Below are 21,426 nucleotides of genomic sequence, written 5' to 3'. Positions count from 1 at the left end.
CTGTTAGCTGAGGTAATTGCCGTAGCCCACCAAGGTGATCGCCGCCAGGATCACCAGGATCCCGGCCAGCAACACGCCCTTGGTGGTGCCGCTGGTGCCCTGCCACTCCTTGAAGTACAGGCCCCATACGTTGGACACGATAATGATGAACGACATGTGCAGCACCCAGCTGCTGGCGTCGTTGTGCAGGCGGCTTTCGCCCATGCCGTAGAAAAAGAATTGCAGGAACCACAGGGTGCCGGCGCAGGCCACCAACAGGTAGTTGGCCAGCAGGGGAGTGGTGCGGTCGCGGTAGTTGTGAAAGGTCTTGTTGCGCCAGTTCAGCCACAGGCACCACAGGCCGTTGGTGGTCAGCCCACCCCACATGATCACCATGAAGGTCACGTTGTTCTGGAACAGGCTGTTGGCGCCGTGCTCCACGGCAGCGGCGGCCAATGGCCGGCCGGCAGTGATGCCATAGCTGAAGCTGGCGCTGAGCACGCCGCTGATCACGGCCACCAGCAGGCCCTTGCCCAGGGCGAATTCGCTGACGCTCTGGAACTTGGTGCTATCGGGCACCTCGCGTTCCTTGATGAAGCCGGCGCGGCCACACAGGGCGATACCGATCAGCGACACCGCCACGCCAATCAGCACGCACTGGCCACCCAGGCTGGTGCACATGGCGCTGAGGGTGCCGGTGCTGTCATGGGTGAACAGGTCGCGGTACAGCGGTGGCATCAGCGCCCCCAGCGCCGAGGTCAAGCCCATGATCAGCGACATGCCCAGCGACAGCCCCAGGTAACGCATGGTCAGCCCGAACGTCAGCCCGCCAATGCCCCACAGCACACCGAACACGTAGGTCCACAGCAAGGTGGACTGATCGGCCTGGCGCAGGATGTCGACCCAGCCGGGCACGGTCAGTTGCGCGGCAATCAGCGGCACGATCAACCAGGACACCAGGCCGCCGGTGATCCAGTAGCTTTCCCAGGCCCAGCCGCGGACCTTCTTGTAGGGAATGTAGAAACTGCCGGAGGCGAAGCCGCCGATGAAGTGCAGCAGTACCCCGAGGATGATGATTTCCAAATGCGCAGTCCTTTTGTTCTTGTTGGATGGCAACAGGTGGGAGCTGGCTTGCCAGCGGGTTTTTCAGGCCCCCCAAAGCTCGCTGGCAAGCCAGTTTCCACGGGGTAGTCGGTTTATCAGGTAGCCAGTTCGAACATGGGGATCAGGTCCAGGCTCACCGGCGAGCCGTCGGGATGGCTGGGCATGATGTCCTTCATGTGTTGCCACCAGCGCTGCATCACCGGCAGGGGCGGCAACTGTTCGAGCAGGTGCACGTCCTCGTGCTGCATCACCGCGAACAACGCATGGCTGTGCGGGTCGAGGAAGATTCGGTACTCGACGATCCCGGCCTGCTTCAGTGCCTGCACCAGTTCCGGCCAGATCTGGTCGTGGCGCTGGCGGTATTCCTCGACCTGGCCTGGGTTGAGGTTCATGCGCAAGGCGCGGGTTTTCATGCGGTGTACCCCGGCAGGCCGTAAATGCGCGGGGCATTGCGCAGGAAGAATTTTTCCTGGGGGTGGGCGGGTTGGGTCGCCAGGCACGCCTTGACCAGTCCCACCGTGGTGTTGAAGTCGGTGAGGTGATCGCTGTTGGGCCAGTCGCTACCGAAGAAGCATCGGTCTTCGCCGAACAGCTCAAACAGGCGGGCCAGCACATCGCGATAGACACCTGGATCGAGGATCACGCCTTGGCTGTCGGTTTGCGGAATTTCGGCGAGCTTTGCCACTACCTGAGGGCGGCTGGCCAACTCCTGCAGATCGGCAGTGAAGGCCAGGCCCGCCGCATTGGGCAGGTGATCGATGACGATACGCAGCTGCGGCAGGCGGTCACTGAGCGCCAGCAGCGCCTTGAGCAGCCGGGCATCCGGGTTGGCGCTGTCCAGCACCAGGCCGCGTTCGGCGACTTGGGTCAGGCCGTCGATGAAGCCTGGTTGCTGCTGGTCGGCGAGCAGGTCACGGCCCCACAGGTTGCCGTAACGGATACCGCGAAAGCGCCTGTCGGCGCTCAGGCGGTCAAGATCTTCATGAAAGCTGGATGCCAGCGGATCGAGGTTGCCGACGTAGCCCACCAGACGCGAGTCCTGGTCGAGGGTGCGCAGTACCCAGTCGTTGTCCTGGCGCCGCGGGCTGGCCTCTACCACCAGGGCGCCGACCACGCCCGCCGGGGCGGCCAGTGCCCAGTAATCGGCGGGCAAGCGCGGGCCATGGATGGCATCACCTGGCAGCGGCCATGGGATGCCTTCGGGGCGGGTAGGGTCGTAGAGGTGCAGGTGGCTGTCGAACAGAGGGCCGGTGTAGATCAAGATCAGCGTCCTTTCTTGTTGTTCAATTTTGTGGGAGCGGGCAGCGCCCGCTCCCACAAGTGTCTCAGGCCTGCAAGTAGACCACATGGGTATGGGTGTATTCATACAGCCCATGCTTGCCGTCCGCACCGCCCACGCCCGACTTGCGCACCCCGGCGTGGAAGCCCTGCATGGCCTCGAAGTTTTCGCGGTTGATGTAGGTCTCGCCAAAGTCGATCTCGCGCATGGCCTGCATCGCCTTGTTCAGGTCGCGGGTGTACAGCGACGAGGTCAGGCCGTACTCGCAGTCGTTGGCCAGGGCGATGGCCTCGTCCAGATCGTCGACGATCTGGACCGGCAGCACCGGGCCGAAGATTTCCTTGCGCATGATGTCCATGTCGGCGCGGCAGCCCGCCAGCACCGTGGGCTGGTAGTGGAAGCCGGCCGGGCGATCGGCCACGGCGCCGCCGGTGATCAGCTGGGCGCCGTCGGCCAGGGCGCGGCGTACCTTGGCGTCGACGCTGTCCAGCCCCTGGCGGTTGATCAGCGGGCCCATTTCCACGCTACTGTCGGCCAGCGGGTCGCCGTAGCGGGTAGCGGCCATGGCCGCACCGATACGTTCGATGAACTGATCGGCCACCTTGCGCTCCACGTACACGCGCTCGGCGCAGTTGCACACCTGGCCGGTGTTGATGATGCGCGAGTCGCGGATGGCTTTTACTGCCAGGTCCAGGTCGGCGTCGGCCAGCACAATGGCCGGGGCCTTGCCGCCCAGTTCCAGGTTGAGTTTGGTAAGGTTGGGCGCCGCCGCGGCCATGATCCGCGCGCCAGTGTCGACGCTGCCGGTGAAACTGATCATGTCCACCTTGGCATGGGCACTGAGCGCCGCGCCCACGCGCCCGTCGCCGCAGACCACGTTGAACACCCCGGCCGGGAGGTCGGTTTCGGCCACCAGGCGGGCAAATTCGAAGCAGTTATTCGGCGTTTCTTCGCTGGGCTTGACCACGATGGTGTTGCCGGTGATCAGCGCCGGGGCCATCTTGCGCGCGATCAGGAAGAACGGGAAATTCCACGGCAGGATGCCGGCAACCACGCCCAGCGGCTTGCGGAACAGGAAGATGTTCTCGCCGGCGCGGTCGCTGCTGATGATCTCGCCTTCGATGCGCCGCGCCCACTCGGCCATGTAGTCCAGGTAGTCGGCGGTGAAATTGACCTCCACCTCGGCCAGGGCGCTGATCTTGCCTTGCTCCGAGGTGATGGTACGTGCCAGGGCTGGCGCGTGTTCGCGCAGCTTGGCGGCGATGCGGCGCAGATAGCCTGCGCGCTCGATGGCCGGCTTGCGCGCCCAGTCTTTTTGCGCGGTGCGGGCAGCGGCCAGGGCGCGGTCGACTTCCTCGCCGCTGGCGGCCGGCACGCGGGACAGCAGTGCGCCGGTGGCCGGGTTGAACACCTCCAGGTGCTCGGCGCTGTCGGCGAACTGGCCGTTGATGTAGTTCTGGTAAACCGGTACGGATGACATGGCAGGCTCCGTGGAATCAATAAGTGTGCGACGGCGCAGTGTGCTTGGCGTTATCGCGGTAGCGCGCCAGGTTGCTCAGCGCAGCCTGGCGCAGCAGGCTGATGTCGATGCCCACGGCCACGAACTGGCAACCCCAGCTCAGGTAGCGGCGGGCGTCTTCTTCCTGCGGTGCGAGGATGCCGCAGACCTTGCCGGCGGCCAGGGTGGCGTCGACGGCGCGGCGGATTTTTTCCTGCACTTCGGGGTGCGACGGGTTGCCGGCATGGCCCAGCCCGGTGGACAGGTCGGCCGGGCCGATGAACACGGCGTCCACGCCGTCGACCGCAGCGATGGCCTCGACGTTTTCCACCCCCAGGCGCGACTCCACCTGCACAATCAGGCACAGCTGTTCATGGGCGGTGAGCAGGTAGTCGGGCACGCCGTCCCAACGCGTGGCCCGGGTCAGGCCGCCGCCCACGCCGCGAATGCCGTGGGGCGGGTAGCGCATGGCGCGCACCAGCTCGCGGGCCTGTTCGGCAGAGTCGACCATGGGCACCATCAGGGTCTGGGCGCCGATGTCCAGCAACTGCTTGATCAGGTTGGCGTCGCCGGTTACCGGGCGCACTACCGGCGCGCAAGCGTAGGGGGCCACGGCCTGCAATTGCGCTTGAATGCTGGGCACGGTATTGGGCGCGTGTTCGCCATCGATCAGCATCCAATCGTAGCCGAAGGTGGCCACCAGTTCGGCGGCATTGCCGGTGGCAAAGCCGGCCCAGATGCCGTATTGAGGCTCGCGTTTGGCCAGTTGTGCCTTGAACGCATTGACGGGCAGTTTCATACGGTTCCCCCCGTGCGATTGTACGGACGATGCAGTTGGCATTCAGGGTTCAGCGTGACGCCGAAGCCAGGCTGGTCCAGACACGAAATGCGCATGCGGCCGTTTTCCGGTACCGGCTCGCCCAGCAATTGCGGGTGGAACATGGGCACCACGTGGTCGGCCTTGGGCGCCATCATCAAGAATTCGGCGAAAGGGCTGTTATGCCGCGTGGCAACAAAGTGGTAGCTGTAGACGGATGAGCCGTGAGGCACTACCAGGGTGTTGTGGGCGTCGGCCAGCGCGCTGATTTTCACCAGCTCGGTCATGCCGCCGCACCAGCCCACGTCTGGCTGGATAATGTCGCAGCACCCCATTTCCAGCAGCATGCGGAAGCCCCAGCGGGTGGCCTCGTGTTCGCCGGTGGTGACCATCATGCCGCTGGGCACGGCCTTGCGCAGGGCGGCGTAGCCCCAGTAGTCGTCCGGTGGCAGCGCCTCTTCGATCCATTTCAGGCCGAGCTCGGCGGCGCCCTTGGCCAGGCGCGTAGCGTAGTTCAGGTCCAGGCTCATCCAGCAGTCCAGCATCAGCCAGAAGTCCTTGCCCACGCGCTCGCGCATGGTGGCCAGTTCGTCCAGGTTCTTGCGCAAACCCTCTTCGCCTTCGGCCGGGCCGTGGTGCAGGGCCATCTTGCCGCCGATGAAACCCATCTTCTGGGCCAGGTCCGGGCGCGCGCCGGTGGCGTAGAACTGCAATTGGTCACGCACGGCGCCGCCCAGCAACTGGTGCACCGGTTCCTGGCGGATCTTGCCCAGCAGGTCCCACAGCGCCAGGTCGACGCCGGAAATGGTGTTGATCACCAGGCCCTTGCGCCCGTAGTACAGGGTGGACTGGTACATCTGGTCCCACATCAGTTCGATGTCGGTTACCTTGGCGCCCTCCAGGAAGCGCGCCAGGTGTTTTTCGACAATGTAGGCGGCCGGCTCGCCGCCGGTGGTCACGGCAAAGCCGACGGTGCCGTCGCTGGCCTCGATCTCCACCACCAGGGTGCCCAGGACATTGATGCCGAAGCTGCGGCGGCTCTGACGGTACTGCGGGTACTTGGCCATGGGGGTGCAAATGTGGTCGTCAATCCAGTGGCCGTCGCCCTGGTCGTGGTAGTCGGCGCCGCCGCCACGCAGGGTGAAGGCGCGCACGTGTTTGATGGTTGGGACGCTCATGAACAGCTCCTTGCAGGTGATCGATTCAGTGTTGGTAGCCAGGGCGCGGTTGCGGCCTGACGCGAGGCTTGATGACAATGCCGGGCACCAGCACTGCGGCCAGCACGGTGGTCGCGGCCAGCACATAGAGGCCGGCGGCCGGCGAGGAAAAATGGATTTCAGCCCAGGTCTTCAGCACCGGGGCGATGAAGCCGCCCACCGCACCCACCGCGTTCACCAGGGCAATGGCACCGGCTGCGGCACTGCCCGCCAGGGTGCGTGAGGGGAAGGTCCAGAACACCGGTTGCACGGCAATGAAGCCGGCTGCGGCGAAGCACAGGGCAACCACGCCCCACAGCGGGCTGGTCACGCTCACCGACAGGGCAATGCCGGCGGCCGCCACCAGCAACGTCAGGCAGGCCACGCGCCGATGGTCGCCACGCTTGTCGGCCTGGGCCGGCACCCACCAGGCGGCCAGCAGCGCGCACAGCCAGGGCAGGGCCGACACCAGCCCCACCAGCAGGCCAACCTTGCTGCCGAGCAGGCCCGCCACCTGGGTGGGCAAATAGAACACCACGCCGTAGACGCTGGCCTGGATCAGCCCGTAGATCAGGCACAGGTACAGCACCGCCGGTTGGCACAGGGTTTTGAGCAGGCTGCCGTGCCCTTGTTTGTGCTGGTCTTCCTGGTCGATCACGCCTTGCAGCAGTGCGCGTTCGTCGGTGCTCAGCCAGTGCGCATCGGCCGGGCGGTTGTCCAGGTAGAAGTAGGCCCAGATGCCCACGGTGGTGGCCATCAGGCCCTCGGTGACAAACAGCCACTGCCAGCCATGGGCGCCGGCCACGCCATCCAGTTCCAGCAGCAGGCCGGACAGCGGGCTGCCGAAGATGAAGGCCAGCGGTGCGCCGAAGTAGAAGAAACCCATGGCTTTGCCGCGTGCAGCCCCGGGAAACCAGTAGGTAAGGTAGAGGATGACGCCGGGGAAGAACCCGGCTTCGGCCACGCCCAGCGCGAAGCGCAACACGTAGAAGCTGGTTTCGTTGTGAGCAAACACCATGGCGGCGCTGATCAGGCCCCAGCTGACCATGATGCGGCACATCCACAGGCGCGCGCCCACCTTGTGCAGGATCAGGTTGCTGGGCACTTCCAGCAGCGCATAGCCCACGAAGAACACCCCGGCGCCGAAGGCAAAGGCGCTGTCGCCGATACCGGTGTCGGCCTGGAACGCCTGGCGGGCAAAGCCGACGTTGGCGCGGTCGAGGAACGCCATGATGTACATCAGCAGCAGAAAGGGCAGCAGCCGCCAGGACACCTTGGCGACCAAGGACGCAGGTAGAGTCTTCACGGCAGTTTTCCTTTTGGAGTTATTTGACTGCGTGGCAAGTGGCAAGGACTGTACGGCGGCGCCGCTATGCGCTACAAATCGATTTTTGCTAATAGCCGATACCCTGAAGGTATCGGTACGACGGAGTGTTTCCATGCAACCGCCCGCCATTGCCCGCAGCCTGTTCAATCGCCTGCGCTATAAGCACCTGCACATGCTGGTGGCCCTGAGCGGCAGCGAAAACCTGCACCGCGCCTCCCAGGCCCTTAACATGTCCCAGCCGGCCGCCACGCGCATGCTTCACGAAATCGAGGACATGTTCGGCTGCGAGCTGTTCGAGCGCCTGCCGCGCGGCATGCGCCCCACGGCCTTGGGGCGCGAGTTGATCCGTTTTGCCGAGAACGCCTTGAGCGGCCTCGACCGCTGCGCCGAAGACCTGGCGGCCCGCGCCCAAGGCGGTTACGGCCACTTGGCCATCGGCACCCTGATGGGCGCCGCGCCGGGCCTGGTGATGGACTCCATTGCCGAGATCAAGCGGCGCCATCCGCAGTTGCGCATCCGCATCATGGGCGACACCAGCGACCAAGTGATCCAGTTGCTGGAGCAAGGGCGCATTGACCTGGCCATCGCCCGCCGCAACGCCAGCATCGACCCACAGCATTATGATTTCGAGCCACTGGGCAACGAGCGCCTGCTGTTGGTGGTGCGCAGTGGTCACCCGTTGACGCAGCGACGCGCTTTCAACCTTGCCGAACTGGTAGATCAATGGCCGTGGATCCTGCAGCCCGCCACCAGCCCGGCGCGCATCGCCCTGGAGCAGGCCTTGCAACGCGAAGGCCTGGTGGCGCCGGCGGACATCATCGAATGCAGCTCGGTGTACTCGATGCAGCAATTGATCCAGCTGACCGATGCGATCATGGTGTTGTCGGAAACGGCCTTGCGCGATTATTTGCGCATGGGGCTGGTGACCGCATTGCCCATCGAGTTGGAGGAGCGCATGGCACCGTTCGGGCTTTTGTTGAGGAAGGGCGAGCCGGTGAGTCGGGAGTTGGGCGCCTTCATTGATCTCCTGCGCGCCCGTAGTACTGTGTAGCCGCCGCCAGGCTGCGCTGGCGCTCAGGGTGGACAAAAAAGCCCCGGCGGGGCAGGCTCCCATCATTGGTTTTTCAACACAGGAGCAATGCATTGACCATCAAAGGCGTAATTTTCGACAGTGACGGTACCCTGGTCGACAGCGAGCGCCTGGCCGCCAGCCTGCTGCGCGACCTGCTGGCCGAACGTGATATCCATCTGCCTCACGATGAAGTGCTGCGACGCTTTCGCGGCGTGCAGTTCGCTATTTTCGTCGGTGAGCTGTGCGAAGAGCACGGGCACCTGGACGCCGAGCCCTTCATGCGCGACTTCCGCAGCCGCAGCCTCGACCTGTTTGCCGCCGGCCTGGACGCCATGCCCGGTGCGCTGGACTTTGTGCGTGAATTGAAACTGCCCAAGTGCGTGGCCTCCAATGGCCCGCGCACCAAGATCGAGACTTGCCTGAAAACTGCCGGCCTGTGGGACGCCTTCGACGGCAACATCGTCAGCGCCTACGAGGTCAACGCCTGGAAACCCTCGCCGGAACTGATCGTGGCGGCGGCGCGGATGCTTATGCTGGAGCCCGGCGAATGCCTGCTGGTGGATGACAGTATTCCCGGTGTCCAGGCAGGGTTGGCGGCGGGTAGCAAGGTGGCCGGTTACGGCGACACGGACTTTTCCCGCTTCGAAGGTCAGCCAGGCTTTCACCACGTGCCGGACTACACCGCGCTGAAGGCCCTGTTGGCGTCGCTGGCCTAGGCCTTGCGATGACGCCGCTCATAGTGCTCCAGCAGCGGCTGGGTACTGATGCCGTGCAGCAGGATACTCAGCGCCACCACTGACAGCGTCAGGCTGATGGCGGTGTGCTGGATCTGCGCCGGCAAGCCATGGGCGATGGCATAACACAGGTAATACAGCGAGCCGATGCCGCGAATGCCAAACCAGCCCAGCAGGGCGCGTTGGTGGCCGTCCAGGTGTTTGCCGCGCACCAGCAGCCACACGCTCAGGGGCCGGATCACGCAGAACAGGCCCAGCCCCAGGCCGATCGCGCGCCAGTCCCAATACAGCCACAGCGCCGCGCCCAGCAGGGTGATCAGCAGCACTTCCATAGAGCGTTCCACCAGGTCGCCAAAGGTGAGGATGTCGCCCATGATCACAGCGGCAGCCTGCTGGCCTTCCTCCAGGGGCTCCTCGCCCGGTGTCTCCAAATGTTCGGCGGCCACCTCGGAGTGCGAGACCCGCGCTTCGGCCTGGCGCAGCCCGAACCCAGCGGCAAACACCGCCAGGAAGCCGAAGGCGCCTACCGCATAGGCCACCACGTAGCTGATGGCAATCAGCGCCAGCGCCAGGAAGTCGTTGGGCGATTCGAAGCTGTCACGGTTGCGTACCCGCTGGGCAATCATCACATGGCCCAGCAGCCGCCCAAGGCCATAGCCGATGGCCAGGCCGGCTGGCACGCCCCATACCAGGTTCTTCAAGGCCCAGGTGCCCAGTTCCGGTAGGCCCAGCGCCGGCGGGTCGATCATCATCAACCCCAGAATCACGAACGGAAACGCCACGCCGTCGTTCAGCCCCGCCTCGCCGGACAGGCCGTAGCGCACGCGGTCGAAATCCTGCGCATTGGTGACCTGCACCATGGCTGCCAGCACCGGGTCGGTGGGCGCCAGCATGGCCCCCAGCAATGCCGACAAGCCCCAGGGCAGTTGCAGGCCATAGTGCGCCAGGGCCGCCACGCCCAGGATCGATAGCAGCATCACCGGCCCCGCCAGCAGGTAGGAGGCTTTCCACGCCGTGCGGTTAGGCGCCAGGCGCAGCTTGATGCCGGTGCCGAACAGCGAGAACAGCACGGCCATTTCCGTCAGCCGTTGCAGCCAGTTGGCGGCGCGGGCGAAGTCCATGTTCACCAGGCCAAGGCCCAGCGGGCCCAGGGCCATGCCAAAGGCCAGGCACACCGCCGAGGTGGTTACCGGCAGCCAGCGCAAATAGGCCGACGTCAGTGCCAGCAACAGCAACAGCACGCCAAGCACCGACATCCACAGAATGAAACTCATTGAACCCCACGGTCCCGCAGGACATTAATGCAATAGCCGTCATTAACTGTGACTTTGCCGCGACCGGTTAGTTGAATTGGCGCTACTATCGAGCAACGCAATTATCGTAAAGGAGACCTGCCATGATCAAAGTCAGCGTGATGTACCCCTACCAGGAAGGCGCACGGTTCGATTTCGATTACTACCAGAACAAGCACATGACCCTGCTCAAGGAGCTGATGGGTGATGCCTGCCTGAAGTACACCGTGGAAAAGGGCCTGTCCGGCGCTACACCTGGCACGCCGCCGGCCTACCTGGGGCAGTGTCATATCTACTGCGAGTCGCTGGAAACCTTCGGCGCGTCATTCGTGCCCCATGCCGAGGTACTGAATGGCGATATCCCCAATTACACCGACCTGACGCCGGTGGTGCAGATCAGCGAAGTACTGATCGAGGTCTGACCCAAGGGAGTCGCCCATGAGCATGACCCTCCAATACAGTGAAGACGCCCCCGACCGCCGCGCTGTCGACGAGCTGCCAGGCGCCACCGTGATCGAGTTCGGTACCGGTTGGTGCGGCCACTGCAAGGCAGCGCAGCCGTTGCTGGCGACGGTGTTCAGCCAATATCCGGCCGTGCGTCACCTGAAAGTCGAAGACGGCCCCGGCCGCGCCCTGGGCCGGGCGTTTCGGGTGAAGCTGTGGCCGACGCTGGTGTTCCTGCGCGACGGCGAAGAAGTGGCGCGCCTGGTGCGCCCCGGCGCCGTGAGCCTGATCGAAGAAGCCTTTGAGCAAATGACCGGCCAGGGGTGACAACCGTTTTTGTGGGCGCAGGCTCTGCCCGCTCCCACAGGTCACACCATTCAACGTTCAGGCGTCGGGGTCTCCCTTCAGGGTGGTGGTCGACTCCGTCACCTCAATAGTCTTATCGGTGCCCATGGACTTGTACTGCTTGCGAATGGTGGTCAGTTCCTTGGCATCCAGGTCCTCCAGGTCCAGGGCGGCGTTCTGTGCGTCCTTGGTGGCGCGCAGCAGTTCGTCGATCTTGATGTGCAGCATATCATTGTCGCGGTTTTGGGTATTCTGGATCACGAATACCATCAGGAAGGTGATGATGGTGGTCGAGGTGTTGATGATCAGCTGCCAGGTGTCGTTATAGTGAAACATCGGCCCGGTGGCCGCCCAGATGACAATCAGCAACACGGCGATGATGAACGTGCGCGAACTGCCCGCCGCTTTCGACAGGGCATTGGAGAACAACGAGAATTTCATGGCCGTAGGATCCGTGGTGAAGGTATTGGATAGACCTCGTCGGCGCGCCGAAATTCTTTGTTACATGAGTGGTTTCATCTAGTGTCCTGTCTTCGAAATACGTTCTCTTTTGACGAGTGGCTGTTGTTGCCAGGCAAGGCGCGGCAACGACTCATGGCGGGGCTATGGCGAGGAGTTGCCACGCCGCCTGGTAACGACAGACGCCGTCAAAGTGAACAGCTTATTTCGGAGACAGGAGACTAGGTCATCTGAATCGCCAAAGCGAACGCTCCCAACCCCACCCAGAACCCGGCAAACAACCACGGTGCGCGAATCGAGAACATCAGCGATTTGCGATAGCCCTTGTGGCTGGATTCCATTTCGCTGAACAACGGTTCGTCGTCATAGGCCAGGCCCATGGCGGGCAGGTCGCGCAGCAGGCCGCTCTGCTTGAAGTGCCAGTGGTCGATGATGTCGTAGGCGGCGCGTATGCCGGGCCAGGCGTTGAGCGAGCACAGCACGCCCAGCAGGGCCAGCACGGGCGGCACGATCAGGGTGAACACCTTGCCCCATTCGGGGTTGAGGTTGGCCATGGACGAGGCGTAGGCAATCACCAGGAACGACTGGGCTGACAGGTAGGCGTTGGTGCGGTTGGAGAGGATGGCCGTTTCGTACTGGATCTCGCGTCGGTAGAAGTCCAGGCGGTCCTTGGGGGTGCCGAACATCTGCGCATTGTCGCAGTCGTCCTGGGCCCCCGGTAAACGTGAAGTGATGATTCGGCTCAAGCGTCAGGCCCCCGGCTCAATCGTTGGGTTCGGCAGTGTTGACGTAGGGCGGCACCTTGGCCAGTGGCAGCTGCCGGGCCTGATCGGGCTGAATGCCGGCGCGCGGTGCCAATGGTTCCAGGCGTTGCGGCTGGCCGCTTTCCAGGGCCTTCTCGATGGCGGCCAGCACGCGCACGTCGCGCCAGGCTTCGTCGCCGTCCGGCTCGGGCTGTTTGCCCGAGAGAATGCACTCGGAAAAATACTGCGTCTCGCCGCCGAACTGGTCCACCACCGGGTGCTGGTGTTCGTGGGGCTCGCCGTCCTTGATCAGCCGGTAACCGATGGCCACGCCTTCGCCGAAGCCGAAGCAGGGCGACGCCTCGATTTCGCCTTCGCTGCCGATCAACTGGAAGCGCTGGCTGCCGGGCATGCTGTAGCTGACGATGAACTGCGCCAGGCGTTCCTGGCTGAACTTGAGGGTCACGGTGACCGTGTCATGGCTGTCGAAATGCCGCCCCGGGGTATGGATGCCCACGGCGGACACTTCCAGTGGCTCTTCACCAAACAGGTTGCGCACGGCGTTGAGCGGGTAGGGGCCCATGTCGGTCACCGGGCCGGCCCAGTAGCCGGAGTGGGCGCGGTGGTTGGATTCCTTGGTGTGCTGGGTGAAGGTGGAGGTGAACAGCCGCGGTTCGCCGATGGCGCCAGCGCGCACCTTGCCGATCATCTCCACTGTGGCCGGCTCGCAATGCAGGCGGTAGGCAACCATCAGCAGCGCGTTGCTGCGCTCGGCCGCAGCGTTTATCGCCAGGCAGTCTTGCTCGCTGGTGGCCATGGGTTTTTCCAGCAGCACATGAATGCCGGCCTCCAGGGCCGGCACCGCAAACTCGCGGTGGCGGAAGTTGGGGGTGGCGATGTACACCGCATCAATCTCGCCGCTGGCCAGCAGGGTGTCGAATACCTCGTAGCCGTAGCTCTTGAGGTTGTACTGGGCCGCCAGGTCGCGGGCCTTGATGGGGTCGCCGGTGACCAGGGCGGTCATTACCGAGTTGTCGGTCTGGGCCACACCGGGCATGAATGCGCCCTGGGAAATCCAGCCGCCGGCGACCACCGCGTAACGTACCTTGCCGTGTGCATCGGGCATGTCTTTGCTCCTGAAAAGCCAGGCCGGTGAAATACCGGCACCTTTCAGAAATGGGCAAGCGGTGGGCGCAGGAGTTCCACCGCGTTGCCTTACAACCTGTCGAGCGGGATCTTCAGGTAGCGCACGCCGTTGTCTTCAGCGGGGGGCAACTGGCCTGCGCGAATGTTCACCTGCACCGCCGGCATCAGCAGCACGGGCATGGGCAAGGTGGCGTCGCGGGCGGTGCGCATGGCCACGAATGCGGCCATGTCGATGCCGTCGCGCACGTGGATATTAGCCTGGCGTTGGGCGGCCACGGTGGTCTGCGATTGGGCCTCACGGCCTTCGGGCGGGTAGTCGTGGCACAGGTGCAGGCGGGTGTCGGCCGGCAAGGCCAGCAGTGTGTGGATGGAGCGGTACAACTGCTCGGCATCGCCGCCGGGGAAGTCGCAACGGGCGGTGCCCACGTCGGGCATGAACAACGTATCGCCCACGAACAGGTCATGCTCGCCGATCTGGAAGGCCATGTCGGCCGGGGTGTGGCCGGGTACGTGCAGGGCGCGCACGGCCAGGTTGCCAATGCTGAAGGTCTCATCCGCGGCCAGCAGGCGATCGAACTGCGAGCCGTCCAGGCGAAAGCCTGGCTCCAGGTTGAACACCGTCTTGAATACCTTCTGCACCTGGCGGATGCCCTCGCCGATGGCGATCTTGCCGCCCAGCAGGCTGCGCAAGTAGGGCGCGGCGGACAGGTGATCGGCATGGGCGTGGGTTTCCAGCAACCAGCGCACGCTGAGGTGGTTGGCGTTGACGAACGCGACGATCTCGTCGGCGAACGTGGTGCCGGTACGCCCGGACTTGTGGTCGTAATCGAGCACCGAGTCGATGATCGCGCAGGCGCTGCCTGGCGCCTCGTACACCACGTAGCTGAAGGTCGAGGAGCCGCTGTCGAAAAACGGCTGGATCCGTGGCGTCATGAAAACCTCCACACTCTATTGTCTGATAATCTATATTTAAACATAATGTAATCATAGAAAGTGATCGAGAGCGACCCCTGCCCATGCAAACCTGCCTGACCACCGACGACGTCGTGCGCCTGCGCGCCAGTGCTTCCAAGGCCTGCGCGCTGCTCAAAGCGCTGGCCAACGAAGATCGGCTGTTGATTCTCTGCCAATTGACCCAAGGCGAGCGCAACGTCGGCGAACTGGAAGCCGGCACCGGTGTGCGCCAGCCTACCTTGTCGCAGCAACTGGGCGTGCTGCGCGACGAGGGCCTTGTGGTTACCCGCCGCGAAGGCAAATACATCTACTACGGGCTGGCCAGCCACGAAGTGATACAGGTGATGAAGACCTTGTCGGGCCTGTACTGCGGCACGGTGTTGGCGAGCCTGGGATCAACTTCCTTACCTCAATAAAGTGTGGACGGCATGCAAGAGAATGCGCAGCAACAGGGTGCGACCGCCAGCAACGCGGACATCCTGATCATCGGCGGGGGTGCCGCCGGTATCGGCCTGATCGCCAGCCTGCTCAAGCGTCAGCCGGGCCTTGCCATCACCTTGGTGGAGCCCGCTCAAACCCACTACTACCAACCCGCCTGGACCCTGGTGGGCGGCGGCGCCTACGCCGTGGGCAAGACCGCGCGGCCCATGGCCCAAATAGTGCCCAAGGGCGTGAACTGGATTCAGGCGGCGGTGCAGGGCATTGATGCCGAACACCGCCAGGTGACCCTGGACGACGGCCGGCAATTGGTTTACCAGCACCTGATCGTCTGCCCCGGCCTGCGCCTGGCCTGGGAGAAAATCGAAGGCCTGGAACAGAGCTTGGGCCAGCACGGCGTGACCTCCAACTACCGCGTCGACCTGGCGCCCTACACCTGGCAACTGGTGCAGAACCTGCGCAAGGGCAAGGCCATCTTCACCCAGCCGGGCATGCCGATCAAATGCGCCGGTGCTCCGCAGAAGGCCCTGTATCTATCCTGCGACCACTGGCTGCGCCAGGGCGTGCTCAAGCACGTGGACGTGGAGTTCAACCTGGCCGGCCCGGCGCTGTTCGGGGTGGCCGCTTACGTGCCGGCACTGATGAAGTACATCGACAAGTACCGCGCGCGCCTGGCTTTCGGTTCGCAACTGGTGAAGGTCGACGGCCCGGCGAAAACCGCCTGGTTTGAAAGCCTGGATGCCAACGGCACGCTGATTCGCCGGGCCAAGGGCTTCGACCTGCTGCACGTGGTGCCGCCGCAAGTGGCGCCGGATTGCGTGCGCAACAGCTCGCTGGCCAACGAGGGCGGCTGGTGCGAAGTGGACCCGGGTACCTTGCAGCACGTGCGTCACGACACGGTGTTCGGCTTGGGCGATGTGTGCTCTACCAGCAACGCCAAGACCGCTGCGGCAGTGCGCAAGCAGGTCGTGGTGGTGGCTGAAAACCTCCTGGCCCTGCGCGCCGGACAGGCCCTGCCGCTGCGCTACGACGGCTACGGTTCCTGCCCGCTGACGGTGGAAAAGGGCCGCGTGGTGCTGGCCGAGTTCGGCTATGGCGGCAAGTTGCTGCCCAGCTTCCCCCTGGACTCCACCGTGGCGCGGCGTTCGGCCTGGTGGCTGAAGGCGAGCTTCCTGCCCTGGTTCTACTGGAACGGCATGCTCAAGGGCCGTGAATGGCTGACCCGCTGCTCGGCCACTGAATAGGAGGGCGGGGCATGCTGGCGCTGATATTGGGTGGCGTGATCGGGGTTGTGCTGGGGCTCACCGGCGCCGGCGGGGGCATTCTTGCAGTGCCGGCGCTGGTGATCGGCCTGGGCTGGCCCATGACCCAGGCGGCGCCGGTGGCGTTGCTGGCGGTGGGTGCGGCCGCAGCCGTGGGCGCCATTGACGGCCTGCGCAAGGGCATCGTGCGCTGGCGCGCGGCGTTGTTGATGGCCGGCCTGGGCACGCTGTTCACGCCCTTGGGGCTATTAATGGCGCACCGCTTGCCCGAGCATTTGCTGGTGGCGTTGTTCTGTGGCGTGCTGTTGATCGTGGCCTGGCGCATGTTCAGCCAGTCGCGCGAAGCCACGTGTGCAGGCTCTGGCATCGACCATGGCTGGGAGCAAAAGAACTGCATGCTCAACGACCGCACCGGGCGCTTGAACTGGACGCTGCGGTGCAGCATCACCCTGTCGGTGGTGGGTTCTTGCTGCGGCTTCCTCACCGGGTTGCTGGGCGTGGGCGGCGGCTTCCTGCTGGTGCCGGCGTTTCGGCAACTGACCGACATCCGCGTGCACGGCATCATTGCCACCTCGTTGATGGTGATTGCCCTGGTGTCGGGCATGGCGGTGGTGGGCGCGCTGCATGCCGGTGTGCGCATCCCGCTGGACGGCGCAATGTTCATCGCTGCCAGCGTGGCGGGGATGGTGGCGGGGCGGGCGCTGTCGCCGAAGGTGCCGGCGCGGGTGCTGCAGGTGGGGTTTGCGGGGTTGTGCGTGGTGGTGGCAGCCTACCTGGCCATATCCCTGGCCTGATCATGCGCCGCACCTGCATGCCCCCCTGTAGGAGCGGCCCGTGGCCGCGAACCATTGCGCAGGACCTCGGCGTGGTCATGTCGATCGCGGGCGCGCTGCATCCCCTATGGCTGGCGTCGGCTCCTACGCTAGGCATCACGCAGTGGCAGCAACGCGGCCTGCCGGGCGCTGCTGCGGGGGAACGGTGGTATTCTTGCGGGCGAATTGCAACAGCATGTTGCAGCATTTTCCAAGAATAAGGAGTTCCTGGTGGACCCGACCAACCTCGCCTGGCTTGCCCACGACACCCGCCTCATCCTCTGTTGCCTGGTGGCCATCGCCACCATCATTGTGCTGATCAGCGCGACCAAACTGCCGCCGTTCCTGTCGATTCTGGTCGGTACCTTCATCGCCGGCGTGGGCGCAGGCTTGGCGCCTGAAGAAGTGGCCAAGGCCTTCAGCAAAGGGGCAGGGGGCATTCTGGGCGAGGCGGGCATCATCATTGCCCTGGGCTCCATGCTGGGCGCGCTGATGGCCGAGTCCGGCGCCGCCGACCGCATTGCCAGCACCTTGCTCGGGCTGGGCAAGGGCCGCAGCCTGCCGTGGGTGATGGCCCTGGTGGCGCTGGTGATTGGCTTGCCGCTGTTCTTCGAGGTGGGCCTGGTGATGATGGTGCCTATCATCTTCGTCATGGCGCGCCAGTCCAATCAGCCCCTGCTGAAAATCGCCATTCCGGCCCTGGCCGGCATGACTACCTTGCACGCGTTGATGCCGCCGCACCCGGGGCCGTTGATTGCAGTAAGCGCCTTGCACGCGGACCTGGGCCTGACCATGCTGCTGGGCTTCACCATCGCCGTGCCGGCGGTAATCCTCGCCGGCCCGCTGTACGGCAACTGGTTGTCGCGGCGCATGGACGTGCAGGAGCCCGCCGAATTGGGCGCGCTGTTCAGCGCCAAGCCCCAGGGGCAGCGCCAGCCCGGTTTTGCCATCTCGTTGCTGATCATCCTGTTGCCGGTGCTGTTGATGCTGGGCAGCACGTTGGCCAAGGTGGCCCTGGCGCCTGAGACCACGTTGGCCGTGACCCTCAAGTTCCTCGGTGAGCCCTTGATCGCCCTAGGCCTGGCGGTGCTGGCCGCCGTGGTGTGCCTGGGCTGGGCCAACGGCCTGCCGCGCGAACAGGTGGGCAATACCTTGCGCAAGGCCCTGGCGCCGATCGCCGTGCTGTTGCTGACCATCGGGGCCGGTGGCGGCCTGAAGCAGACCTTGTTGGACGCTGGCGTCAGCCAGACCATCAGCAAGGCCGCCGAAGGCGCGCACATGCCCTACCTGTTGCTGGCCTGGCTGATTGCCGTGGCGCTGCGCCAGGCCACGGGTTCAGCCACCGTGGCCACCACCACTACCGCAGGTATTCTGGCGCCAATGATGGCGGGCCTCGCCGCCACCCAGAGTTCGCTGGTAGCCCTGGCTATCGGCGCCGGCTCGGTGTTCTTCTGCCACGTCAACGACGCGGGCTTCTGGATGGTGCGCGAGTACTTCGGCCTGCAACTGAAGCAGACTATCTGGGTGTGGTCGGTACTGCAGACTATTGTCTCGGTGGTGGGCCTGGTGGGCACGCTGCTGTTGTGGCATTTCCTCACGTAACCCGTACCCGCATCCGTAGCCGCTGCCGCCAGGCTGCGGCTATATCGTTTCAGCGTATATCTCATATATAGGGATGATAATTCATATATTGAATCTGCCTCTGTGCTGGTTTATGGTCTTCGTCAAAGGCACTCATCGCCAACAATAACGACAAGACAGAGAGACCCCGTCATGACCCAGCCCCCGCTGAACGACGGCTTGCACGCCAGCACCATGGCCAAGCTCAATCTCAAGCTGATCCCCTTCCTGATGCTGCTGTACATGGTGGCGTACATCGACAAGTCGAATATCTCGGTGGCGGCGTTGCAGATGAACGCCGACCTGGGGCTGTCGGCCGCCATGTACGGGGTGGGCGTGGGGCTGTTCTTCCTGACCTATATCTTGTTGGAAGTGCCCAGCAGCCTGATCATGACCAAGGTCGGTGCACGCCGCTGGATCGCCCGCATCATGATTACCTGGGGCATTGTCGCCGCCGGCATGAGCCTGGTGCAGACCGCCAACCAGCTGTATGTGATGCGCCTGTTGCTGGGCGCTGCCGAGGCCGGCTTCACCCCCGGCATCATCTACTACCTGTCCCAATGGTACCCGCGCAGCGACCGAGCCAAGGCCATGTCGTTCTTCTACATCGGCGCAGCGCTGGCCTCAGTGATCGGCTTGCCGCTGTCCGGAGCTTTCCTGCACCTGGACGGCATGGCCTCGGTCAGCGGCTGGCGCTGGCTGTTCCTGCTCGAAGGCATTCCGGCGGCCGTGCTGGGCGTGGTGGTGTTGCGCTACCTGCCGGATTCGCCGCAGGCCACCCACTGGCTGGATGAGCGCCAAAAGACCTGGCTGTCCACCACCATCGCCGCCGAGCAGACCGGCACCCTGATCTCCCACCATGATGCCTGGCACAAGGCATTCCGCAGCCCCACCGTGTGGCTGCTCAGCCTGTTCTGGTTGTTGCAGGCGTTCGGCACCATTGGCATTACCCTGTTCCTGCCGCTGATTGTGCAGTCGGTGTCGGGCCAGGGCTCGTTCGTGGTCAGCCTGATGTCGGCGCTGCCATTCCTGCTGGCCTGCGTGTTCATGTACGTCAACGGCCGCCACTCCGACCAGCACGGTGAGCGCGCCCTGCACCTGGGTGGGCCGCTGCTGGCGGCGGGCATCGTCCTGGGCATTGCCGTGGTCTGTGGCAACCATGGCCTGGCGTATGCCTTGCTGGTGCTGGCGGTGGCGTTCAACTGGGCAGCCACGCCGGTGTTCTGGGCCACCACCACCGAATACCTGTCGGGGCCGGCCGCCGCCGTGTCCATTGCCTTGATCAACTCCATTGCCAACCTCGCAGGCCTGGGCCTGCCGCCGGTGATGGGGTGGATCAAGGACGCTACTCACACCTATGACTATGCCCTGTTGCTGGTCGCCTGCGCCTTGCTGGCCGGCGGCGTGCTGGGGCTGTACCTGGGGGCCCAACGGGCCCGTGGCCAGATTCACCTGCAAGGAAATGCCAATGAACGCAAACGTGCTTAAGATCGCCCGCCTGCCGGACATGCTCACCGAACGCCTGCTGGCCGATTTCGCCGTGCTGGACAGTGACGAACAGGCCAGCGGCCTGGGGCAGGGCGCTGCGCACATTCGCGCAGTGGTTGCCAATGGCGAGTCGAAGGTGACCCGCGCGCTGCTCGATCGCCTGCCCGCCGTGGAAATCATCGTGGTGTTCGGCGTGGGCTATGACGGTGTCGACGTGGCGGCCGCGCGCGAGCGTGGCATTGCCGTCACCCACACCCCGGACGTGCTTACCGACGACGTGGCCGACTTTGCCATGGCACTGCTGTTGGGTATTGCCCGCGGCACAGGGCCCGCCGACCGTTTCGTGCGCCAGGGTCGTTGGGCTGACGGCCCCATCGCCTTTACCCGCAAGGTCAGTGGCGCGCGCCTGGGCATTATCGGCCTGGGGCGCATCGGCCAGGCCATTGCCCGGCGCGCCGAGGGTTTCGACATGGCGGTGGCCTATTGCGGGCGCAACCGTCAGGCAGTGGACTACGCCTTTTACCCGGATGCGGTGAGCCTGGCGGCAGCGGTGGACTTCCTGGTGGTGGCCGTGGGCGGCGGCGCGCAGACCTTGCACCTGGTGGATGCCCAGGTATTGGAGGCGCTGGGGCCCGAGGGTTACCTGATCAATGTCGGGCGTGGCAGCGTGGTCGATGAGGCCGCACTGTTCCAGGCGCTTGCCACCCATCAACTGGCCGGTGCGGCGCTGGACGTTTTCGAAGACGAACCGCGCCCGCACCCCGGTCTGCTGGGCCTGGACAACGTGCTGCTGACCCCGCACATGGCCAGCGCCACCTGGGCCACGCGGCGGGCCATGTCCGACCTGACCCTGGCCAACCTGTCGGCATTCTTCGCCGGCCAGCCACTGCCTACGCCTATCCCGGCTTGACGCCCCGCCCGCCAGGCTATGCTGGGAGTGACAGGCGCCGCATTCAGGCGCGCGCCGCCGGGGAGTCGTGATGCTGATCAGTGAGTTGGCCCGCCAGAGCGGGCTGAGCCCGCGCATGCTGCGCTATTACGAAGAGCAGGGCCTGATCCGCCCACAGCGGCTGGCGTCCGGCTACCGTGACTACCATCGCGCCGATATTCAGCGGCTCAAGCACATCCAGGCGCTTCAGGATGCCGGCATGACGCTGCTGGTGATCCGCCGGGTGCTGCCGAGCCTGCTCGCTGTAACGCCTGCGCCGGGCGCCGATGCACCGTTGGTGCAAGCCTTGCGCAAGCAGCGCGGGCACGTGCTGCAGGCCATGCTGGAGCAGCGCCGTGCACTTGCCATCATTGATCAGTACCTGGCGGCCCATCATTGATCAGTACCTGGCGGCGCTGGGGCAGCTCGATCCGCTGCCGGTGGCTAACGACGCGTTGTCCGGCGGCGTCGCCCACATCTCCTGATCAG

At 64.6% G+C, this 21,426-nt stretch carries 24 protein-coding genes; 12 read left to right on the top strand and 12 right to left on the bottom strand.

Translation table 11 applies throughout. The features are described from left to right. Window positions 1-3: 3 nt before the first annotated feature. The 7 genes from rhaT to PMM47T1_RS10105 form a co-directional block, all read right to left on the bottom strand. The gene (gene rhaT / locus PMM47T1_RS10135) at window positions 4-1,062 is read right to left on the bottom strand and encodes an L-rhamnose/proton symporter RhaT (RefSeq protein WP_008368332.1); all 1,059 of its coding nucleotides are present in this window, start codon (window positions 1,060-1,062) and stop codon (window positions 4-6) included. A gap of 116 nt (window positions 1,063-1,178) precedes the next feature. After that, window positions 1,179-1,496, bottom strand: a complete 318-nt coding sequence (gene rhaM / locus PMM47T1_RS10130; protein ID WP_008368330.1) for an L-rhamnose mutarotase — start codon at window positions 1,494-1,496, stop codon at window positions 1,179-1,181. Then, window positions 1,493-2,344 carry an amidohydrolase family protein gene (locus PMM47T1_RS10125; RefSeq protein ID WP_008368328.1) on the bottom strand — a complete coding sequence of 284 codons (852 nt, stop codon included), beginning with the start codon at window positions 2,342-2,344 and terminating at the stop codon, window positions 1,493-1,495. The genes rhaM and PMM47T1_RS10125 overlap by 4 nt, the downstream gene beginning before the upstream one ends. A 64-nt stretch (window positions 2,345-2,408) precedes the next feature. Next, entirely contained in the window at window positions 2,409-3,842 is a 1,434-nt protein-coding gene (gene aldA, locus PMM47T1_RS10120) for an aldehyde dehydrogenase (RefSeq protein ID WP_008368327.1), read from the bottom strand. A 16-nt stretch (window positions 3,843-3,858) separates the two neighbouring features. Then, a complete protein-coding gene (locus PMM47T1_RS10115; RefSeq protein ID WP_008368325.1) occupies window positions 3,859-4,659 on the bottom strand; it encodes an HpcH/HpaI aldolase family protein in 801 nt (266 codons plus the stop codon). Continuing rightward, a complete protein-coding gene (gene rhmD, locus PMM47T1_RS10110; protein ID WP_008368323.1) occupies window positions 4,656-5,855 on the bottom strand; it encodes an L-rhamnonate dehydratase in 1,200 nt (399 codons plus the stop codon). The genes PMM47T1_RS10115 and rhmD overlap by 4 nt, the downstream gene beginning before the upstream one ends. 25 nt (window positions 5,856-5,880) lie before the next feature. Next, the gene (locus tag PMM47T1_RS10105; RefSeq protein WP_008368321.1) at window positions 5,881-7,179 is read right to left on the bottom strand and encodes an MFS transporter; all 1,299 of its coding nucleotides are present in this window, start codon (window positions 7,177-7,179) and stop codon (window positions 5,881-5,883) included. Between the two features lie 133 nt (window positions 7,180-7,312). Between PMM47T1_RS10105 and PMM47T1_RS10100 the strand changes: the two genes are divergently transcribed. Continuing rightward, entirely contained in the window at window positions 7,313-8,251 is a 939-nt protein-coding gene (locus tag PMM47T1_RS10100) for a LysR family transcriptional regulator (protein ID WP_008368319.1), read from the top strand. A 92-nt stretch (window positions 8,252-8,343) separates the two neighbouring features. Then, window positions 8,344-8,988 carry an HAD family hydrolase gene (locus PMM47T1_RS10095; RefSeq protein ID WP_008368318.1) on the top strand — a complete coding sequence of 215 codons (645 nt, stop codon included), beginning with the start codon at window positions 8,344-8,346 and terminating at the stop codon, window positions 8,986-8,988. On the opposite strand, the gene PMM47T1_RS10090 is transcribed toward PMM47T1_RS10095, so the two are convergent. Further along, on the bottom strand, window positions 8,985-10,280 hold the full coding sequence (locus PMM47T1_RS10090) for a cation:proton antiporter (RefSeq protein WP_008368316.1): 1,296 nt from the start codon (window positions 10,278-10,280) through the stop codon (window positions 8,985-8,987). The two genes, PMM47T1_RS10095 and PMM47T1_RS10090, sit on opposite strands and share 4 nt — an antisense overlap. Before the next feature lie 122 nt (window positions 10,281-10,402). Here PMM47T1_RS10090 and PMM47T1_RS10085 point away from each other — a divergent pair, with 122 nt between their 5' ends. Both PMM47T1_RS10085 and PMM47T1_RS10080 read left to right on the top strand, forming a co-directional pair. Beyond that, window positions 10,403-10,720 carry an EthD family reductase gene (locus PMM47T1_RS10085; protein ID WP_008368315.1) on the top strand — a complete coding sequence of 106 codons (318 nt, stop codon included), beginning with the start codon at window positions 10,403-10,405 and terminating at the stop codon, window positions 10,718-10,720. A gap of 22 nt (window positions 10,721-10,742) precedes the next feature. Beyond that, complete coding sequence (locus tag PMM47T1_RS10080; protein WP_008368314.1) at window positions 10,743-11,069, top strand: thioredoxin family protein; 327 nt, start codon at window positions 10,743-10,745, stop codon at window positions 11,067-11,069. A gap of 57 nt (window positions 11,070-11,126) precedes the next feature. On the opposite strand, the gene PMM47T1_RS10075 is transcribed toward PMM47T1_RS10080, so the two are convergent. From PMM47T1_RS10075 to PMM47T1_RS10060, 4 genes are all read right to left on the bottom strand, one after another. Further along, complete coding sequence (locus PMM47T1_RS10075) at window positions 11,127-11,528, bottom strand: low affinity iron permease family protein (RefSeq protein WP_008368312.1); 402 nt, start codon at window positions 11,526-11,528, stop codon at window positions 11,127-11,129. A 239-nt stretch (window positions 11,529-11,767) separates the two neighbouring features. Continuing rightward, window positions 11,768-12,292, bottom strand: coding sequence for a hypothetical protein (locus tag PMM47T1_RS10070; RefSeq protein WP_008368310.1), 525 nt, complete (start codon window positions 12,290-12,292; stop codon window positions 11,768-11,770). 16 nt (window positions 12,293-12,308) lie between these two features. Beyond that, the gene (locus PMM47T1_RS10065; RefSeq protein WP_008368308.1) at window positions 12,309-13,415 is read right to left on the bottom strand and encodes a Gfo/Idh/MocA family protein; all 1,107 of its coding nucleotides are present in this window, start codon (window positions 13,413-13,415) and stop codon (window positions 12,309-12,311) included. 89 nt (window positions 13,416-13,504) lie between these two features. Continuing rightward, on the bottom strand, window positions 13,505-14,368 hold the full coding sequence (locus PMM47T1_RS10060; protein ID WP_008368307.1) for an MBL fold metallo-hydrolase: 864 nt from the start codon (window positions 14,366-14,368) through the stop codon (window positions 13,505-13,507). 83 nt (window positions 14,369-14,451) lie between these two features. Here PMM47T1_RS10060 and PMM47T1_RS10055 point away from each other — a divergent pair, with 83 nt between their 5' ends. From PMM47T1_RS10055 to PMM47T1_RS30575, 8 genes are all read left to right on the top strand, one after another. Then, window positions 14,452-14,805: an ArsR/SmtB family transcription factor gene (locus PMM47T1_RS10055; protein ID WP_008368305.1), complete on the top strand. Its 354-nt coding sequence runs from the start codon at window positions 14,452-14,454 to the stop codon at window positions 14,803-14,805. Window positions 14,806-14,817: 12 nt separating this feature from the next. Then, window positions 14,818-16,071 carry an NAD(P)/FAD-dependent oxidoreductase gene (locus PMM47T1_RS10050; protein ID WP_008368303.1) on the top strand — a complete coding sequence of 418 codons (1,254 nt, stop codon included), beginning with the start codon at window positions 14,818-14,820 and terminating at the stop codon, window positions 16,069-16,071. 11 nt (window positions 16,072-16,082) lie between these two features. Further along, on the top strand, window positions 16,083-16,883 hold the full coding sequence (locus PMM47T1_RS10045) for a sulfite exporter TauE/SafE family protein (protein ID WP_008368302.1): 801 nt from the start codon (window positions 16,083-16,085) through the stop codon (window positions 16,881-16,883). Window positions 16,884-17,132: 249 nt separating this feature from the next. Then, the gene (locus tag PMM47T1_RS10040; RefSeq protein WP_008368300.1) at window positions 17,133-18,503 is read left to right on the top strand and encodes a GntT/GntP/DsdX family permease; all 1,371 of its coding nucleotides are present in this window, start codon (window positions 17,133-17,135) and stop codon (window positions 18,501-18,503) included. Between the two features lie 171 nt (window positions 18,504-18,674). Next, window positions 18,675-20,009: an MFS transporter gene (locus PMM47T1_RS10035; RefSeq protein WP_008368298.1), complete on the top strand. Its 1,335-nt coding sequence runs from the start codon at window positions 18,675-18,677 to the stop codon at window positions 20,007-20,009. After that, entirely contained in the window at window positions 19,990-20,919 is a 930-nt protein-coding gene (locus tag PMM47T1_RS10030) for a 2-hydroxyacid dehydrogenase (protein WP_008368297.1), read from the top strand. Before PMM47T1_RS10035 ends, PMM47T1_RS10030 begins: the two co-directional genes overlap by 20 nt. Window positions 20,920-20,989: 70 nt before the next feature. Further along, entirely contained in the window at window positions 20,990-21,337 is a 348-nt protein-coding gene (locus PMM47T1_RS10025; protein WP_008368295.1) for a MerR family transcriptional regulator, read from the top strand. Next, the gene (locus PMM47T1_RS30575; RefSeq protein WP_274379854.1) at window positions 21,294-21,422 is read left to right on the top strand and encodes a hypothetical protein; all 129 of its coding nucleotides are present in this window, start codon (window positions 21,294-21,296) and stop codon (window positions 21,420-21,422) included. The genes PMM47T1_RS10025 and PMM47T1_RS30575 overlap by 44 nt, the downstream gene beginning before the upstream one ends. Window positions 21,423-21,426 lie beyond the last annotated feature (4 nt).

Origin of the sequence: Pseudomonas sp. M47T1 (genome assembly GCF_000263855.1) — a bacterium.
Taxonomy (GTDB): domain Bacteria; phylum Pseudomonadota; class Gammaproteobacteria; order Pseudomonadales; family Pseudomonadaceae; genus Aquipseudomonas.
This window is presented reverse-complemented; position numbering and strand designations above follow the sequence as displayed.

Bases quoted from the DNA above. Each gene is read 5' to 3' on its own strand.
- PMM47T1_RS10100 (WP_008368319.1), top strand. From the start codon at position 7,313: ATGCAACCGCCCGCCATTGCCCGCAGCCTGTTCAATCGCCTGCGCTAT.
- PMM47T1_RS10030 (WP_008368297.1), top strand. From the start codon at position 19,990: ATGAACGCAAACGTGCTTAAGATCGCCCGCCTGCCGGACATGCTCACC.
- PMM47T1_RS10090 (WP_008368316.1), bottom strand. From the start codon at position 10,280: ATGAGTTTCATTCTGTGGATGTCGGTGCTTGGCGTGCTGTTGCTGTTG.
- PMM47T1_RS10055 (WP_008368305.1), top strand. From the start codon at position 14,452: ATGCAAACCTGCCTGACCACCGACGACGTCGTGCGCCTGCGCGCCAGT.
- PMM47T1_RS10080 (WP_008368314.1), top strand. From the start codon at position 10,743: ATGACCCTCCAATACAGTGAAGACGCCCCCGACCGCCGCGCTGTCGAC.
- PMM47T1_RS10115 (WP_008368325.1), bottom strand. From the start codon at position 4,659: ATGAAACTGCCCGTCAATGCGTTCAAGGCACAACTGGCCAAACGCGAG.
- rhmD (WP_008368323.1), bottom strand. From the start codon at position 5,855: ATGAGCGTCCCAACCATCAAACACGTGCGCGCCTTCACCCTGCGTGGC.
- rhaM (WP_008368330.1), bottom strand. From the start codon at position 1,496: ATGAAAACCCGCGCCTTGCGCATGAACCTCAACCCAGGCCAGGTCGAG.
- PMM47T1_RS10065 (WP_008368308.1), bottom strand. From the start codon at position 13,415: ATGCCCGATGCACACGGCAAGGTACGTTACGCGGTGGTCGCCGGCGGC.
- PMM47T1_RS10085 (WP_008368315.1), top strand. From the start codon at position 10,403: ATGATCAAAGTCAGCGTGATGTACCCCTACCAGGAAGGCGCACGGTTC.
- PMM47T1_RS10050 (WP_008368303.1), top strand. From the start codon at position 14,818: ATGCAAGAGAATGCGCAGCAACAGGGTGCGACCGCCAGCAACGCGGAC.
- PMM47T1_RS10045 (WP_008368302.1), top strand. From the start codon at position 16,083: ATGCTGGCGCTGATATTGGGTGGCGTGATCGGGGTTGTGCTGGGGCTC.
- PMM47T1_RS10075 (WP_008368312.1), bottom strand. From the start codon at position 11,528: ATGAAATTCTCGTTGTTCTCCAATGCCCTGTCGAAAGCGGCGGGCAGT.
- PMM47T1_RS10035 (WP_008368298.1), top strand. From the start codon at position 18,675: ATGACCCAGCCCCCGCTGAACGACGGCTTGCACGCCAGCACCATGGCC.
- aldA (WP_008368327.1), bottom strand. From the start codon at position 3,842: ATGTCATCCGTACCGGTTTACCAGAACTACATCAACGGCCAGTTCGCC.
- PMM47T1_RS10060 (WP_008368307.1), bottom strand. From the start codon at position 14,368: ATGACGCCACGGATCCAGCCGTTTTTCGACAGCGGCTCCTCGACCTTC.
- PMM47T1_RS10025 (WP_008368295.1), top strand. From the start codon at position 20,990: ATGCTGATCAGTGAGTTGGCCCGCCAGAGCGGGCTGAGCCCGCGCATG.